Annotated in this window: 13 protein-coding genes and 1 rRNA gene; 3 read left to right on the top strand and 11 right to left on the bottom strand. The window is 72.0% G+C overall.

Annotated elements, in window-relative coordinates:
• Nucleotides 1-292: 292 nt before the first annotated feature.
• The 4 genes from recN to ABD224_RS27540 form a co-directional block, all read right to left on the bottom strand.
• A complete protein-coding gene (gene recN, locus ABD224_RS27525; RefSeq protein ID WP_344054698.1) occupies nt 293-2,011 on the bottom strand; it encodes a DNA repair protein RecN in 1,719 nt (572 codons plus the stop codon).
• A 194-nt stretch (nt 2,012-2,205) separates the two neighbouring features.
• Nucleotides 2,206-3,111 carry an NAD kinase gene (locus ABD224_RS27530; RefSeq protein ID WP_344054700.1) on the bottom strand — a complete coding sequence of 302 codons (906 nt, stop codon included), beginning with the start codon at nt 3,109-3,111 and terminating at the stop codon, nt 2,206-2,208.
• Entirely contained in the window at nt 3,108-3,923 is an 816-nt protein-coding gene (locus tag ABD224_RS27535; protein WP_344054702.1) for a TlyA family RNA methyltransferase, read from the bottom strand. The genes ABD224_RS27530 and ABD224_RS27535 overlap by 4 nt, the downstream gene beginning before the upstream one ends.
• Nucleotides 3,924-3,970: 47 nt before the next feature.
• Entirely contained in the window at nt 3,971-4,309 is a 339-nt protein-coding gene (locus ABD224_RS27540; RefSeq protein ID WP_344054704.1) for a hypothetical protein, read from the bottom strand.
• A 42-nt stretch (nt 4,310-4,351) separates the two neighbouring features.
• Here ABD224_RS27540 and ABD224_RS27545 point away from each other — a divergent pair, with 42 nt between their 5' ends.
• Nucleotides 4,352-4,699: an SCP2 sterol-binding domain-containing protein gene (locus tag ABD224_RS27545; RefSeq protein ID WP_344054706.1), complete on the top strand. Its 348-nt coding sequence runs from the start codon at nt 4,352-4,354 to the stop codon at nt 4,697-4,699.
• On the opposite strand, the gene ABD224_RS27550 is transcribed toward ABD224_RS27545, so the two are convergent.
• From ABD224_RS27550 to ABD224_RS27570, 5 genes are all read right to left on the bottom strand, one after another.
• Nucleotides 4,683-5,579 carry an ABC transporter ATP-binding protein gene (locus tag ABD224_RS27550; RefSeq protein WP_344054723.1) on the bottom strand — a complete coding sequence of 299 codons (897 nt, stop codon included), beginning with the start codon at nt 5,577-5,579 and terminating at the stop codon, nt 4,683-4,685. The genes ABD224_RS27545 and ABD224_RS27550 overlap by 17 nt on opposite strands.
• Nucleotides 5,580-5,737: 158 nt before the next feature.
• A complete protein-coding gene (locus ABD224_RS27555) occupies nt 5,738-6,820 on the bottom strand; it encodes a FecCD family ABC transporter permease (RefSeq protein WP_344054708.1) in 1,083 nt (360 codons plus the stop codon).
• Nucleotides 6,817-7,857: a FecCD family ABC transporter permease gene (locus ABD224_RS27560; RefSeq protein WP_344054710.1), complete on the bottom strand. Its 1,041-nt coding sequence runs from the start codon at nt 7,855-7,857 to the stop codon at nt 6,817-6,819. Before ABD224_RS27560 ends, ABD224_RS27555 begins: the two co-directional genes overlap by 4 nt.
• Before the next feature lie 54 nt (nt 7,858-7,911).
• On the bottom strand, nt 7,912-10,296 hold the full coding sequence (locus ABD224_RS27565; RefSeq protein WP_344054713.1) for an ATP-binding cassette domain-containing protein: 2,385 nt from the start codon (nt 10,294-10,296) through the stop codon (nt 7,912-7,914).
• 138 nt (nt 10,297-10,434) lie between these two features.
• Nucleotides 10,435-11,463: an HAD hydrolase-like protein gene (locus tag ABD224_RS27570; protein WP_344054715.1), complete on the bottom strand. Its 1,029-nt coding sequence runs from the start codon at nt 11,461-11,463 to the stop codon at nt 10,435-10,437.
• Nucleotides 11,464-11,535: 72 nt separating this feature from the next.
• Between ABD224_RS27570 and ABD224_RS27575 the strand changes: the two genes are divergently transcribed.
• On the top strand, nt 11,536-12,825 hold the full coding sequence (locus tag ABD224_RS27575) for a DUF1015 domain-containing protein (protein ID WP_344054717.1): 1,290 nt from the start codon (nt 11,536-11,538) through the stop codon (nt 12,823-12,825).
• 8 nt (nt 12,826-12,833) lie between these two features.
• On the opposite strand, the gene ABD224_RS27580 is transcribed toward ABD224_RS27575, so the two are convergent.
• Nucleotides 12,834-13,622 (bottom strand): hypothetical protein, encoded by a 789-nt coding sequence (locus tag ABD224_RS27580; protein WP_344054719.1) that lies wholly within the window; start codon nt 13,620-13,622, stop codon nt 12,834-12,836.
• Between the two features lie 180 nt (nt 13,623-13,802).
• Here ABD224_RS27580 and ABD224_RS27585 point away from each other — a divergent pair, with 180 nt between their 5' ends.
• The gene (locus ABD224_RS27585) at nt 13,803-14,282 is read left to right on the top strand and encodes a hypothetical protein (RefSeq protein WP_344054721.1); all 480 of its coding nucleotides are present in this window, start codon (nt 13,803-13,805) and stop codon (nt 14,280-14,282) included.
• A 95-nt stretch (nt 14,283-14,377) separates the two neighbouring features.
• Here the strand turns inward: ABD224_RS27585 and rrf are convergent.
• Nucleotides 14,378-14,472 (bottom strand): 5S ribosomal RNA (rrf, locus tag ABD224_RS27590); the annotation flags it as partial.

Consider the following 14,472-nt stretch of genomic DNA (forward strand, 5'->3'; position numbering starts at 1 on the left):
CCGCCGCGGCGACGGCCGGCCCGGCGTACAGGCCGACGGTCCGCCCCGCGTGGTTCGTCCGTTCCCAGCGCCGGCGCCCGCCGGGCGCCGCGGCACGCAACCCGGCCGTCCCGGCCCGGGCGAGACCGGCGGCCAGCGCGAAAGAGGTGGCGATACGGGAGATCATCCCGCCACCCTATGACGCCCCGGGCACGGTGGCCGGAGGGATCCGCCGGAGAGCTCGCGGCACCCGGTGCGGTGCGCCGCGAGCCGGTGAACTTTTCCCCAGCCGCAGCAGGAGCCGGCCACGGAGCTAGCCGTCCGCCTGGGCCGTGGCGAGCAGTTCCTCGGCGTGGGCCCGGGCCGTCTCCGAGTCCTCCTGGCCCGCCAGCATCCGGGACAGCTCCCGGATGCGCTCCTCGCCCTCGAGCACCCTCACCCCGGAACGGGTCACCGAGCCGTCGCTGGTCTTCTCGACCAGCAGCTGCCGGTCGGCGAAGGCGGCGACCTGGGGCAGATGGGTCACCACGATGACCTGGGCGGTCTTCGCCAGCCGGGCCAGACGCCGCCCGATCTCCACCGCGGCCTTGCCGCCGACGCCCGCGTCCACCTCGTCGAACAGGTAGGTCGGCACCGGGTCCGTCCCCGCGAAGACCACCTCGACGGCCAGCATCACGCGCGACAGCTCACCGCCGGAGGCGCCCTTGGCGATCGGCCGCGGCGGCGCGCCGGGATGCGGGGCGAGCAGCAGCTCGACCTCGTCGACGCCGGTCGGCCCGTAGGCGACCGTCCGGCCGCCCACCTCGATGCCCTCGGGGTCCTCGGTCTGCCGGACGGCGAACGACACGCGCGCGTGCGGCATGGCCAGCGAGGCCAGCTCGGCGGTCACGGCGGCGGCGAACCGCTCCGCGGCCTTGGTCCGGGCATCCGTCAGAGCCTGGGCGAGCGCGCCCAGTTCGGTGCGCAGCTCGTCCCGCTCGGCGGTCAGCTCCTCGATCCGCTCGTCGTCGGAGTCCAGCTCCGTCAGCCGGGCGGCGCTCCGTTCGGCCCAGGCGAGCACGGCGTTCACGTCCTCGCCGTACTTGCGGGTCAGCGCGCCGATCGCGGCCCGCCGTTCCTCCACCGCCGCCAGCCGCAGCGGGTCGGCGTCCAGGTTGTCGACGTATCCCGCCAGCTCCCCGGCCACGTCGCCGAGCAGAATGCCGATCTCGCCGATGCGGTCGGCGAGCGCGGCCAGCACCGGATCGTGCGACCGCACGGCCTCCAGCGCCCGCTGGGCGCCCGCGACGAGGGTGGCCGCGTCGATGCCCTCGGGGTCCTCCGGACTGGCCGCGAGAGCGGCGTGTGCGGCCGTCGCGGCGGAGGACAGCGCCTCGGCGTGTCCCAGCCGCTCCGCCTCCTCGGCCAGTTCCACGTCCTCCCCGGCGCGCGGCTCGACCGCGGCGATCTCCTCGAGGCCGTAGCGCAGCATGTCGGCCTCCTGGGCCCGCTCACGCGCGCGCGTGGTGATCTCCTCCAGCTCCGCGGAGACCGCCTTCAGCCGCCGGTAGGTCTCGGTGTATTTCGCCAGGGGCACGGCGACCGCGTCGCCCGCGTACCGGTCGAGGGCCTGCCGCTGCCGGGACAGCTTCAGCAGCCCCTGCTGGTCGGACTGTCCGTGCACGGCCACCAGGTCGTCGGCGAGCTCGGCGAGCAGCCCCACGGGCACGCTCCGCCCGCCCAGGTGTGCCCGGGAGCGTCCTTCGGCGGAAACGGTACGGCTGATCAGCAGCGCCCCGTCGTCGAGCTCGGCGCCCGCCTCCTCGGCCCGTGCGGTGACGGAGGCGTCCGCGGGCACGGTGATCCGTCCCTCCACGATCGCCTTGTCCGCCCCGACCCGTACCAGTGCCGGATCCGCACGTCCGCCCAGCAGCAGTCCCAGGCTGGTGACCACCATGGTCTTGCCGGCACCCGTCTCCCCCGTGACGGCGGTGAATCCGGGCGACAGCTCGACAACGGCGTCGTCGATCACTCCGAGCGACCGTATACGCATCTCCTCCAACACGTCCTTGACCATACGAGGTCGAAAGCGGAGAGCGCACGCAGGCCACCCATGTCACCCACAGGAGCGGTGCGCCGAAGGAGCGCGGGCCGCGCCGACGGGCTGCTGTGCCGCGCGGACGCGCCTGTCCCCTCCGGCGCACCGGGAAACACCTCTCACGGAGCGCCGGTGCGTCTCACGGATCGCTAGTGCGGCGCCCCCCGCCACCCGGAGACGGGCAGCGCGAACTTGGCGACCAGCCGGTCCGTGAACGACGCGTGGTGCAGCCGCGCCAGCCGCACCGGCACGGCCCCTCGCCGCACCTCCACCCGGGCCCCCGGCGGCAGCTCCACCGTCCGCCGCCCGTCGCACCACAGCACTCCCGGAGGGACGTGCGGCAGCACCTCGACGGCCAGGACGGAGTCCGGGGAGGTCACCAGCGGCTTGGCGAACAGCGCATGGGCGGAGATCGGCACCATCAGCAACGCCTCCACCTCCGGCCACACCACGGGCCCCCCGGCGGAGAAGGCGTACGCGGTGGACCCGGTCGGGGTGGCGCACACGATGCCGTCGCAGCCGAAGCCGGTCACCGGGCGCCCGTCGATCTCGAGCACGACCTCCAGCATCCGCTCGGCGGACACCTTCTGCACGGCCGCCTCGTTCAGCGCCCAGTCCGTGTGCACGATGTCGCCGTTGCTGTGCACGACCACGTCGACGGTCATGCGCTCCTCGACCTCGTACGCCTTGCCGACCACCCGGTCGACGACCTTGTCCAGGTCGTCCCGCTCGGCCTCGGCGAGGAATCCGACCCGCCCGAGGTTCACCCCGAGCATCGGCACTCCGGAGGCCCGGCCGAACTCCGCGCCGCGCAGCAGTGTGCCGTCGCCGCCGAGCACGATGAGCAGTTCGCACCCGTCCAGGGACTGGGGGGTGGCCTCCTTGACCAGCTCGACCTCGTCCGGCAGCGGCAGGTCGCGTGCCTCGGCCTCCAGGGCGCGTACCCCGATGCCGGAGCGCAGCAGCCCCTTGACCACGAGCTCGGCGCTGCGGATGGCGGCCGGCCGGCCGGTGTGGGCCAGCAGGAAAACGGTTCGGGTCTGGGTCTGTGTCAACGCGGCCCCTCCGCCACTGCACGGTCGACGTCGGCCGGGTCCAGGGCGGGTGCCCCGGCACGCAGCCACAGAAAGTACTCGACGTTCCCGGACGGTCCGGGCAGCGGACTCGCGGTGACACCTCGCACTCCGAGTCCCAGCTCCCACGCCTTCGCGGCCACGCCCCGCACGGCTTCCGCCCGCAGTTGCGGACTCCGTACGACGCCCCCGCTGCCCAGCCGCTCCTTTCCCACCTCGAACTGCGGCTTGACCATCATCACCAGATCGGCGTCCGGTTTCACGCACCGCACCAGGGCGGGCAGCACCAGGCCGAGCGAGATGAAGGACAGATCTCCGACGACAAGATCCACAGGCTCCCCATCGATCGCCTCGAGCGTCAACTCCCTTACGTTCGTACGGTCCTTGACGGTGACGCGTTCATCCTGCCGGAGCGTCCAGGCGAGTTGTCCGTATCCGACGTCGACGGCGATGACATGGGCGGCGCCCGCACGCAGCAGCACGTCGGTGAAGCCCCCGGTGGAGGCGCCGGCGTCCAGGGCCCGCCGCCCCTGGACGACAAGTCCCCGGGGGACGAAGACCTCGAGCGCGCCGGCGAGCTTGTGGCCGCCCCGGGAGACGTAGTCGGGGTCGTTGTCGTCGGGGGCGACGACGATGGCGGCGGAGGCCTCCACCTGCGTGGCGGGTTTGGTCGCGACGGTCTTGCCGACGGTGACCCGTCCGGCGGCGATCAGCTGGCCGGCGTGCTCACGCGAGCGTGCGAGCTTCCGGCGGACCAGCTCCGCGTCCAGACGACGGCGTGCGACTCCTGCCACGTTCGGTTCAGCTCCTGTGTCGATACGGCGGTTGCTGTGAAAGGTTGCTACGAAAGGTGGGGCGCGGGCGGTCCCGGGCGCGCGTCGAGCGCGGTGAGCGCATCGCGCAGCCTCCCGTGTACATCCTCGTACACCTGGAGGTGTCCGTCCGTGGTGAGGTGGTCGGCGTCGCCGAGCCGCTCCAGGGCCGCGTCGACCTCGGCATTGCCGGTGGGAGTGCGGGGGACCTCCAGGGGAGCGGGGGCGGTGGGGTCGCCGCCGGCGTCCGCGGCGCCCTCCTCCCCGGCCGCCGCTTCCTCCGCGGCAGCCGCCTCTTCCACGGCCGCTCCTTCTTCCACAGCCGCCGCTTCCTCCGCGGCCTCCGTCCCGGTCACAGAGTCGCTCATGCCCAGACGCTACCGCGAAGCGCTGGGGTACCGTCGACTCCGATGGCCACGATCGAGGAGTGCCGCAGGGCACTCGAGAAGCTTTCGGACAACATGGCGGGCGCCGAGGGGAACGTCCGTGCGGCGGCTGCGCTGAACCGCTCGGTGAGCTGCCATCTCAAGGACCTCGACGTCACCTTCGTGGGGCGCCTGGTGGACGGCCGGATCGAGGTGCGGGACACCGTCCAGGGCCCGCCGCCCGAGAAGGCCCGGATCAGGCTGGTCATGACCGGTGACGACCTGGTCGCGCTGGTCGGCGGGGAGCTGAACTTCGCCATGGCGTGGGGATCGGGCCGGGTGAAGCTGGAGGCCGGCCTGCCGGACCTGTTCCGGCTCAGGAAGCTTCTGTAGCCTCCACGCGAGCCTCCTCCGCGCGCACGCGTGCCCTGCGCGCGGCCGGCACCACCAGCGGTGTGCCGGTCTCCGGGTCCTCGACGACCTGGCAGCGCAGCCCGAAGACCTCCTCCACCAGCTCGGCGGTGACGATGTCGCCCGGTGCGCCCTGGGCGATGACCTTCCCTCCGCGCAGGGCGATGAGGTGAGTGGCGTAGCGGGCGGCGTGGTTGAGGTCGTGCAGGACGGCCACGAGGGTGCGGCCCTGCTCCTCGTGCAGCTCGGCGCACAGGTCGAGGACGTCGATCTGATGCTGGATGTCCAGGTACGTGGTCGGCTCGTCGAGCAGCAGCAGCGGTGTCTGCTGGGCGAGGGCCATGGCGATCCACACGCGCTGGCGCTGGCCGCCCGACAGCTCGTCGACATAGCGGTCGGCGAGTTCGGCGACCCCGGTCCGCTCCATGGCCTCCCGGACGATCCGCTCGTCCTCGGCCGACCACTGGCGCAGGATGCCCTGGTGCGGGTAGCGGCCCCGGCCCACCAGGTCGCCGACGGTGATCCCGTCGGGTGCGATCGCGGACTGCGGCAGCAGCCCGAGCGTCCGGGCGACCTTCTTGGCGGGCATCGACTGGATGACCTGCCCGTCGAGCAGCACCCGGCCCTGAGTGGGCTTGAGCATCCTCGACAGCGCCCGCAGCAGCGTGGACTTGCCGCATGCGTTCGGGCCGACGATCACCGTGAAGGAGTTGTCGGGGATCTCCACCGACAGCTGCTCGGCGATGACCCGCTGGTCGTAGGCGAGAGTGACGTTGTCGGCGGTCAGGCGGCTCACGGCGCTCCTTCGGTTGTTCACTGTGCTGCTGGGGGTGTCGTTTGGATCAGGCCGGCTCCTGTGCACGGTGCCCTTGCAGCCGGGGTGAGCGGGGTCCGGTGCGTGCAGATGCAAGGCGGAGGAGGGAGTCGACGCGGAGCGTCGGCGAGTGACGACAACGCCGCAGATGGGCGTGCCGAACCCCGCGACTTGCGGCCTGATCCAAACGGCACCCCCTAGAACGCTCATATCCGGCCGGCCCTGCGCTCGGTGACCAGCAGCCACAGCAGGTAGATGCCGCCGAGCACTCCGGTGACCACGCCGACGGGCAGCTGGTCGGCGCCGAAGGCGCGCTGTGAGGCCCAGTCGGCGGTGACCAGCAGGGCGGCGCCCATGCACAGGGAGGGCACCAGGTTGGGGCCGGGCGAGCGGGTCAGGCGGCGGGCGAGCTGCGGCGCTGTCAGGGCGACGAAGCTCACGGGGCCGGCGGCGGCGGTGGCGGCGGCGACCAGCAGCACGGCGGAGCCCAGCATCAGCAGCCGTACACGCTCGACGCGCACTCCGAGGGCGTAGGAGATGTCGTCGCCCATCTCCAGCATCCGCAGCCCGCGCGCACAGCCGAGGACGAGCGGGAGGAGTACGGCCCACAGGGCGAGCAGCGGCCAGACCTGGGTCCAGTCACGGCCGTTGAGGGAGCCGGTCAGCCAGACCACCGCGCGGGCGGCGTCCACGAAGTCGGCCCTGGTGATCAGATAGCCGTTGACCGCGGTGGCGACCGCGTTGACACCGATGCCGACCAGGACCAGCCGGTAGCCGTGCACACCCTGCTTCCAGGCGAGCAGATAGATGGCGAGGCCGGTCGTCAGACCGCCCACGAGCGCCCCGAGGGTGACGGCGGTGGCGCTGCCCGAGAACAGGACGATGACGCTCAGCGCACCGGCCGTCGCCCCCTGGGAGAGGCCGAGCACGTCCGGACTGCCCAGCGGGTTGCGGGAGATGGACTGGAACAGGGCGCCGCCGAGGCCGAGGCAGGCGCCGACCAGCAGCCCGACGAGGACGCGGGGCAGCCGCAGTTCGCGGACGATGAACTCCTGCCCCGGGTTGCCCTCACCGGCGAGCGTGCCGAGGACGTCGGCGGCGGACATCGGGAAGTCGCCGGTGCCGATGAGCACGACGCTCGCGGCGAGCGCGGCGACGACGAGCAGACCGACGACCGTGCAGGTGCGGACGTCGAGGCGGACGGACAGTCCGCCCGGGGTGCGCAGGGCCCGTACGGCGCGGGGAGTGCCGAGGGTCTTCACCGCTGGGCGAGTGCCGGTGGTCTTCACAGCTGGGCCGTCCTCCGCCGCCGTACGAGCAGGATGAACACCGGGCCGCCGATGATCGCGGTGACGACCCCGACCTGGAGTTCGGCGGGCCGGGCGACGACCCGGCCCACGACGTCCGCGCCGAGCAGCAGCACGGGCGACAGGACGGTGGCGTAGGGCAGGATCCAGCGCAGGTCGGGTCCGGTGAAGGAGCGCACGACGTGCGGGACCATCAGCCCGACGAACATGATCGGCCCGCAGGCGGCGGTCGCGGCCCCGCACAGCACGGTCGCGGAGAACAGGGCGAGCGCCCGGGTGCGGTTGAGGCCCGCGCCGAGGGCGCGTGCGGTGTCGTCGCCCATCTCCAGGGCGTTGAGCGGCCGGGCCAGCAGCAGGGCGACCACCGTGCCGATCACGAAGAACGGCAGCACCTGGACGATGACCGCGTCGGTGGCGGAGGTGAGCGAGCCCACGGTCCAGAAGCGCATCTTGCCCAGTGCCGCACCGTCCATGATCATCGCGGCCTGGAGGTAGCCGTAGAGCGCGGCGCTGATCGCGGTGCCGGCGAGGGCGAGCCGGACGGGTGTGGCGCCCCGGCTGCCGCCGAGGAACCACACCAGCACGCCCACGGCGGCGGCACCGAAGAAGGCGAACCAGACATAGCCGCTCAGGCTGGTCACGCCGAAGAACGTGATCGCGGTGACCACGGCGGCGGACGCACCCGCGTTGATGCCGAGGATGCCCGGGTCGGCCAGCGGGTTGCGGGTCACCGCCTGCAGGACGGCCCCGGCCAGCCCGAGCGCGGCTCCGGCGAGCAGACCGAGGACCGTACGGGACAGCCGTTCGCCGACCACGACGTCGCCGTAGGTCCCCGAGTCCTGGAACAGGCCGTGCCAGACCTGCGTCAAGGACAGCTCCTTGGCCCCGACCGCGATGCTCGCCAGGGCGACGAGCACCAGGATCACGACGGAGACAAGGAGCCCCAGTGAGCGTGCCGCCACGCGTTGTGGGGGCGCGGCGGCTGCCGCGCGCACTTCTGCAGGACTGTCGACCAACACGAGGTTAGGTTAGCCTAGCCTCCTCATGCGCTCGATCAGGTGTCATGCCTGCGGTCAGCGGCCGACGTAGGCCGCCAGATGCTCACCGGTGAGGGTGGAGCGGGCGGCGACGAGGTCGGCGGGCGTGCCCTCGAAGACGATCCGGCCGCCGTCGTGGCCGGCGCCGGGGCCCAGGTCGATGATCCAGTCGGCGTGCGCCATGACGGCCTGGTGGTGCTCGATGACGATGACCGACTTGCCGGAGTCGACGAGCCGGTCGAGCAGCCCCAGCAGCTGTTCGACGTCCGCGAGGTGCAGGCCGGTGGTCGGCTCGTCGAGGACGTAGATGCCGCCCTTCTCCGCCATGTGGGTGGCCAGCTTGAGCCGCTGCCGCTCGCCGCCGGACAGCGTGGTGAGCGGCTGGCCCAGGGTGAGATAACCAAGCCCGACGTCGATCAGCCGCCGCAGGATCGTGTGGGCCGCCGGGATGCGCGCCTCGCCGGCGCCGAAGAACTCCTCCGCCTCGGTCACCGTCATCGCCAGCACCTCACTGATGTCGCGGCCGCCCAGACGGTGGTTCAGGACCGAGGCCTCGAACCGTCTCCCCTCGCACTCCTCGCAGGTGGTGGCGACCCCGGCCATCATCGCCAGGTCGGTGTAGATGACACCGGCGCCGTTGCAGGTGGGGCAGGCCCCCTCGGAGTTGGCGCTGAACAGTGCCGGCTTCACGCCATTGGCCTTCGCGAACGCCTTGCGGATCGGATCGAGCAGTCCGGTGTACGTCGCCGGGTTGCTGCGCCGGGAGCCGCGGATCACGCTCTGGTCGACCGACACCACCCCCGCGTCGGCCGGGATCGAGCCATGGATGAGCGAGCTCTTGCCCGAGCCGGCGACCCCGGTGACGACGCACAGCACGCCCAGCGGGACGTCGACATCGACGTTCTTGAGGTTGTGGGTGGTGGCGCCGCGGATCGGGAGCGTGCCGGTCGGCTTGCGCACCGTCTCCTTCAGACGGGCCCGGTCGTCGAGATGGCGGCCGGTGACGGTGCCGGAGGCCCGCAGCCCCTCGACGGTGCCCTCGTAGCAGACGGTGCCGCCCGCCGCACCGGCGCCGGGACCGAGGTCGACGACGTGGTCGGCGATCGCGATCACTTCCGGCTTGTGCTCCACCACGAGCACCGTGTTGCCCTTGTCCCGCAGCCGCAGCAGCACATTGTTCATCCGCTGGATGTCATGGGGGTGCAGGCCCGCGGTGGGCTCGTCGAAGACATAGGTGACATCGGTCAGCGACGAGCCGAGGTGCCGGATCATCTTGACGCGCTGCGCCTCGCCGCCCGACAGCGTGCCCGACGGCCGGTCGAGCGAGAGGTAGCCGAGACCGATCTCCACGAACGAGTCGAGGGTCTGCTGCAGCGCGGTGAGCAGCGGTGCCACCGAGGGCTCGTCGAGACCGCGGATCCACTCGGCCAGATCGCTGATCTGCATCGCGCAGGCGTCGGCGATGCTGATGCCCTTGATCTTCGACGACCGGGCCGCCTCGTTGAGCCGGGTGCCGTCGCACTCGGGGCAGGCGGTGAAGGTGACCGCCCGGTCCACGAACGCCCGGATGTGCGGCTGCAGCGCCTCCCGGTCCTTGGCGAGGAACGACTTCTGGATCCGCGGGACCAGCCCCTCGTAGGTCATGTTGATGCCCGCGATCTTCATCCTGGTCGGCTCGCGGTACAGGAAGTCGTGCCGCTCGGTCTCGGTGAAGTCGCGGATCGGCTTGTCCGGGTCGTAGAGGCCCGATTCGCTGTAGAGCCGGTAGTTCCAGCCGCCCGGCTTGTAGCCGGGAATGGCGAGCGCCCCCTCGGACAGCGACTTGGAGTCGTCGAAGAGCTGGGTCAGGTCGATGTCGGAGACCGTGCCCCGGCCCTCGCAGCGCGGACACATGCCGCCGGTGATGCTGAACTCGCGTCGCTCCTTCACGGTCTTCCCGCCGCGCTCCAGCGTGACCGCGCCCGCCCCGCTCATCGAGGGGACGTTGAAGGAGAACGCCTTGGCCGAGCCGATGTGCGGCTGCCCGAGCCGGCTGAAGAGGATGCGCAGCATCGCGTTGGCGTCGGTGGCGGTGCCGACCGTGGAGCGGGGGTCGGCGCCCATCCGCTGCTGATCGACGATGATCGCGGTCGTCAGCCCCTCGAGCACATCGACGTCGGGCCGCGCCAGCGTCGGCATGAAGCTCTGTACGAAGGCGCTGTACGTCTCGTTGATCAGCCGCTGCGACTCCGCGGCGATCGTGTCGAACACCAGCGAACTCTTGCCCGAGCCGGAGACACCGGTGAACACCGTCAGCCGGCGTTTGGGGATCTCGACGCCGACGTCCTTGAGGTTGTTCTCCCGCGCACCGTGCACACGGATCAGATCGTGGCTGTCGGCGATGTGCGGCGCGGACGGCTGCGTGTCCACCGTCGTGGTCATGCTCACTATGCCTCCCCTGATGTCCATGGCGGTCACGCTAGCCGCGGCCGGCTCGCCGGCGCTTCTTCATTTCTGACGAGTTCCGGCGAGCACCGGCGCGTCCCTTCAGCCGCGGCTGCACAGCGCCCGGTGCCGGTTTCACAGCCCCAGCCGCGCCAGCGCCTTCCCCCCGTCCAGCGCGCACGCGTTCTCGCCGCCCGCTGTCCACGCCGCCGCGCACAGCGCGCGCAGCCCGTCCAGGACCTCGCCGTCGCCGGCCAGCTCCAGCTGCTCCGCCCCCGCCCGCGCCGTCCATCCGCCGCACCGGAACCCGTCGCCGTCCCGGGTGATCCCCGGCTGCCCGGTGAGCAGGCCGCGCAGATCGGCGTCGATGTACGTCGGCCGGTGCTGCGGCGGCGCGGCGAGCAGCTGTGCCCCGTCCGTCACCCCGGTCAGGACCAGCAGCGAGTCGACACCGCCGTTGAACGCCCCCTCGATGTCCGTGTCCAGCCGGTCCCCGACCACCAGCGGCCGCTTCGCGCCGGTGCGCAGGATCGTCTCGCGGTGCATGGGCGGCAGCGGCTTGCCCGCCACCTGCGGCCGGGCGCCCGTGGCGATCCGCACCACCTCGACCGCCGCTCCGTTGCCCGGCCCGATCCCGCGTGCGCCCGGAATCGTCAGATCGGTGTTGGAGGCGAACCAGGGCACCCCGCGGGCGACGGCGTAGCACGCTTCCGCCAGGCGCCCCCACGGCATCTCGGGGCCGCCGTAGCCCTGCACCACCGCGGCCGGGTCGTCGTCGGCCGACTCCACCGGCTCCAGTCCGCGCTCGCGCAGCGCCACCCGCAGCCCTTCCCCGCCGATCACCAGCACACGTGCCCCCCGCGGCACCTGATCGGCGATCAGCCGGGCCACCGCCTGCGCGGAGGTGACCACATCGGACGCCTGAGCCGGTATGCCCAGCTCGGTGAGGTGCGCGGCCACCGCGTCCGGGGTGCGCAGGGCGTTGTTGGTGACGTACGCCAGATGCATGCCGCCCGCTCGGGCGGTCGCGAGCGAGTCGACCGCGTGCGCGATCGCGCTCCCACCCGCGTACACCACCCCGTCCAGATCGAGCAGGGCCGTGTCATATGCCTTGCTCAGGGGCTGTGCACTGCCCTCGGGCCTCGTCCTGACGCCCTGCTTCATTCCTCATCCGCTCCTTGGACACCGGCTTTCCCCGATCATCTCCCATGCCGCTGACAGCCGTACGATGCCGGGATGAACACTGCAGGTCACTCACCGGCAACACCGCGCCGGGGCCTCGAGCTCATCCCGTTCCGAGGCCTTCGCTACGACCCCGACCGGGTCGGCAGCCTGGCAGCCGTGACATCCCCGCCGTACGACGTCGTCGTACGGCCCGACGGCCTGCACCATCTGGAGTCCGCCGACCCCCACAACATCGTCCGCCTGATCCTGCCGCAGGCCGACACGCCCAGCGCCCGCAACGAACAGGCCGCCGACACCCTGCGCCGCTGGCTGTCCGAGGGTGTCCTGACCATGGACCCCGAGCCGGGCCTGTACGTCTACGAGCAGAGCGACGGCGACGGGCTGCTCCAGCGGGGACTGATCGGCGCTCTGCGTGTGTCGGACCCGGCGGAGAACGTGGTGCTGCCCCACGAGGACGTGATGCCGCACATCGTCGCCGACCGTGCCGCCCTGATGCGCGCGACCCGGGCCAACCTCGAACCGCTGCTGCTCACCTACCGGGGCAACGGCTCGACGGCCGCCGCCGTCGCCGTCGAGCGCACCGCCGAGCGGCCTCCGTTGCTGTCGACGACCACCGAGGACGGCTTCAGCCACCGTCTGTGGGCCATCACCGACCCCGCCACCGTGGCCGGCATCCAGGAGGACCTGGTCCAGCACCAGGCCCTGATCGCCGACGGCCATCACCGCTGGGCGACCTATCGGCGTCTGCGTGCGGAGCATCCCTCTCCCAGTGCCTGGGACTACGGTCTGGTGCTCCTCGTCGACACGGCCCGCTATCCGCTCCGGGTCCGCGCCATCCACCGCCTGTTGCACGGTCTGCCGGTCGCCGACGCACTGGCCGCGCTGGCCGGCCGGTTCCGCGTGCGGCACCTGGACAAGCCCCTGGGCGAGGCGCTGGCGGCGCTGGCGGACGCGGCCGAGGAGGGCAACGCCTTTCTTCTCGCCGGGGACGGCACCTTCCACCTCGTGGACCGTCCGGACCCGGACCTGCTGGCCCGCACGGTCCCCACCGGGCACCCGGCTGCCTGGCGCACTCTCGACACCACGGTTCTGCACGCCACGCTCCTCGAGCATGTCTGGGGCATCCCCGAGGACTCCCCGGCCCACATCGCCTACATCCACGACACGGCGGCCACCGTGGAGAAGGCCGAGCAGGACGGCGGCACCGCCGTCCTGCTGCACCCGGTCCGCGAGGAAGTCGTCCGCGACCTGGCCCGCCAGGGCGTCACCCTGCCCCGGAAGTCGACGTCGTTCGGGCCGAAGCCGGCTTCGGGGCTGGTGCTGAGGGCGCTGGACCTCTGAGGGGGACGTCAGTCCCTGTCGTCCTCCTCGTGCCGGCCGGGCCGGCTGCTCCGGCCGTCCTCGCGGTCCTTGTCGGTCTCGTCAGTCTTGCCGGTCTTGTCGGCCTCGGCGACTTCGTCGATGCCGTCGATGCCGTCGATGTCGTCGACCTCGTCAGCGGTCTCGTCGAGCGCGTCGGTGAACTCCACACCGTCCAGCTCGGCCAACCTGTCGGAGGCGTCGGTGCTGCCGTCCCGGTCGGCCTCGGCGGCCTTGGCGAACCACTCCCGCGCCTCCTTCTCCCGGCCCGCGGCGAGCAGCGCGTCGGCGTAGGCGTACCGCAGCCTCGCGGTCCACGGCTGGACGGACTTGGCGGCCAGCTCGGGGGTCTGCAGCGTCACGATGGCCGCGTCCAGCTGGCCCATGTCACGCCGGGCGCCGGCCGCGACGAGCCGCATCTCCACCCGACCGGCCTTGTCCAGCTTCTGCACCTCGGGCGCCCCGGCCATGTCCAGCGCCTTCTCCGGCCGCCCGAGCCCGCGCTCGCAGTCGGCCATGAGGGGCCACAGGTCCACGCTGCCGGTCATCCGGCGGGCGGCCCGGAACTCGGCGAGCGCCTCACCGTACTTCTGGTTGGCGTACGCGGCGAATCCGGCCGCCTCCCGTACGGCGGCGACCCGGGACGCCAGCCGCAGGGCCACCTTGGAGTAGGCGTAGGCGGACTCGGGGTCCTCGTCGATCAGCCGGGCGACCATCACCAGGTTCCTGGCCACTTCCTCGGCGAGCGTCTTCGGCAGGCTCTGCAGCTCCTGCCGCACGTCCTTGTCGATCTCCTCGCCGGTGACCTCCTTCGGGATCGGCAGCCGCTCGATCGGCTCACGGTCCCTGTCACGGCCCCGGCTGCGGTCCCGCTCGTCGCGGAAGCGACCGCTACCACGCCGGTCGTCGCGGCCCCGGAAACCACCGAGGCGCCTGCCGCGATCGTCACGGCGGGGACCGTGTCCACCGCGGTCGTCACGGCCGCGGTAGCCCCCGCGGTCGTCGTCGCGGCGGCTCTGGCCACGGTCGTCCTCACGCCGCTCGTCACGGCGGAAGTCCCGCCGGTCGTCCCACCAGTCGTCGCGTCGGTCGTCGCGGCGGGAGAAGGAACGATTGCCCCCACGGCGGAAGCCACCGCGCTCGCCGCGCTCGAACCTGTCGTCGCGGCGGGAGAAGGAACGGTCACCCTCACGACGGAAGCCACGGTCACGATCGTCGCGGCGGCCATACCCCCCACGATCGCCCTCACGCCGATCGTCCCGACGGAAGCCACCGCGCTCGCCACGCTCGAACCTGTCGTCGCGGCGACCGTAGCCGGCACGGTCACTGCCACGACGGGAGCCTCCGCGGTAGCCGCCGCGGTCACCGCGGTCACCACCGTCCCGGCGTCGCTGATCGCGCTCTGGGCGCTCGTCGGGAGAGTTGGTGGACATCGGTGACTCCTGTCTTCTGTATGTCTGCACTTCTTCCGGGAAGAAATGAAATAACCCCTGGCCCCAGCTGAACGCTGGCGACCAGGGGTCATCCAAAAATTGTCCGGCGGCGTCCTACTCTCCCACAGGGTCCCCCCTGCAGTACCATCGGCGCTGTAAGGCTTAGCTTCCGGGTTCGGAATGTAACCGGGCGTTT

It is taken from the genome of Streptomyces thermoalcalitolerans, from assembly GCF_039525155.1.
GTDB lineage: Bacteria > Actinomycetota > Actinomycetes > Streptomycetales > Streptomycetaceae > Streptomyces > Streptomyces thermovulgaris.

What these genes read in the sequence shown, in the direction of transcription:
- recN (WP_344054698.1), bottom strand. Translation starts at nt 2,011, where the DNA reads ATGCGTATACGGTCGCTCGGAGTGATCGACGACGCCGTTGTCGAGCTG.
- ABD224_RS27540 (WP_344054704.1), bottom strand. Translation starts at nt 4,309, where the DNA reads ATGAGCGACTCTGTGACCGGGACGGAGGCCGCGGAGGAAGCGGCGGCT.
- ABD224_RS27545 (WP_344054706.1), top strand. Translation starts at nt 4,352, where the DNA reads ATGGCCACGATCGAGGAGTGCCGCAGGGCACTCGAGAAGCTTTCGGAC.
- ABD224_RS27565 (WP_344054713.1), bottom strand. Translation starts at nt 10,296, where the DNA reads ATGACCACGACGGTGGACACGCAGCCGTCCGCGCCGCACATCGCCGAC.
- ABD224_RS27570 (WP_344054715.1), bottom strand. Translation starts at nt 11,463, where the DNA reads ATGAAGCAGGGCGTCAGGACGAGGCCCGAGGGCAGTGCACAGCCCCTG.
- ABD224_RS27575 (WP_344054717.1), top strand. Translation starts at nt 11,536, where the DNA reads ATGAACACTGCAGGTCACTCACCGGCAACACCGCGCCGGGGCCTCGAG.